The sequence below is a fragment of the Lewinella sp. JB7 genome (assembly GCF_024297185.1).
GTDB lineage: Bacteria > Bacteroidota > Bacteroidia > Chitinophagales > Saprospiraceae > Neolewinella.
On sequence record NZ_JANCTD010000031.1, the window covers coordinates 1 to 1,310 of the forward strand.

Below are 1,310 nucleotides of genomic sequence, written 5' to 3' on the forward strand. Positions count from 1 at the left end.
CGCCGGCTCATGGGCTTCTCTTAATTAAGGGTCTGTTCCCAGGAACGCCCTGCGGGCCTCGGAGTAAAGTCCTTGCGTGGCCAGCAGCCCGCAGTACCCGAGCATCTGCCGGTTCGGTGCGCTCCACTCCTCGAGTTTGGCGACTACGGTTTGCTGCAGACCGGCGAAGTCCTGCGCCTGGCCGTGGAGGTGCAGGACCTGGTCCTTGAGTCTGCGCCACACCTTTTCAATGGGATTGAGCCAACTGGCGTAGGTCGGTAGGCTCAGGAGCTGGATGGGCAGTTTGACCGGTCGCTTTGCGTACTTCGCCTGGGGTTGCCGACCGATCCAGCTTTTCGGCACCCGCCGGGGGAAGGGGGATTGCTGGGGCTCCAGGCAGGCCAACAGGTCGCAGTGGTAGTGTACCGGCCAGTTGTCCACCACGATGTAGAGGCGCTTACCCGGGTAGCGGGCAACGGCCAGTTCGTAGAGCTGGATCAGGTTGACCACCGTGGTTTTGGCGCGGTGGATGCAGGTGAGCTCTCCGCCGGCCAGGTCCAGTAGGCCGGCAATCCGGCGACTCCGCGTCGAGCCGATGGCGGTATGGCTACGGGGTTGCTGCTGGTGCCCCGCCCAGTTGTAGCCGACGCTGGCGTGGTTGTAGTAGGTAAGCTGATCGGCGAAGAGGACCACCGCCTTGCCGGGGTCGAGCCCCGCGATCGTGGTCATGAGGTAGTGCACCTTAGCGGCGTAATCGGGGTCGGGGGAATGGACGTACTGCCGGCCCCGCTGCCAACTCACCCCCAGGCCGGCCAGGCAGCGCTGAATGGTGCTCAAAGGGCGCCCGACGAAGCAGGGGATGTGGCGGGCCATCAGCCGGAGCTTCCAGCGCTGCTCCCCGGTCGCCGCCGCCGCCGCCGCGCCGGCGGCGGTGGCCGGGGGCTGCTGCGCCAGACAACCTTCTACTTCACAGCGCAGTTTTGCCGCCGCCGCCACCGCCGGGGGGGAAAGCCGGCTTGCGCCCCCGTCCCGGGCGCGTAGCCAGTCCCGCCAGTCCCTGACTGAGGTAGCGCTTGACCCATCGCTGCACGGCTCGCTCCTTGTACCGACGCAGCAAGCCGCAGGCCGCAACCTGGCGGGCGCTCTGGCCCTGGTGAACCTTGATCACCGCGGCGGCCCGGGTACGTACGCAGGCTTTGGGGTGAGTATCCCGGCAGCGCACCAGGGCGGCCAGTTCTTCCGGAGTGCAAAATACCTGGAGGCGTGGCATAGGCCAATCGAGTTAGATCATCCTACTAAACACGGCAGCCCCTTATTATGTGCAATTCAAT

General features: G+C 65.8%; 1 protein-coding gene and 1 pseudogene. Both read right to left on the minus strand.

Features of this window, described 5'->3' with window-relative positions:
• Positions 1-24: 24 nt before the first annotated feature.
• Positions 25-1,110: an IS630 family transposase gene (locus tag NMA52_RS18675; RefSeq protein ID WP_254829229.1), complete on the minus strand. Its 1,086-nt coding sequence runs from the start codon at positions 1,108-1,110 to the stop codon at positions 25-27.
• A pseudogene (locus tag NMA52_RS18680) lies at positions 1,007-1,249 on the minus strand (helix-turn-helix domain-containing protein); the annotation flags it as partial. The gene NMA52_RS18675 and the pseudogene NMA52_RS18680, both read right to left, overlap by 104 nt.
• Positions 1,250-1,310 lie beyond the last annotated feature (61 nt).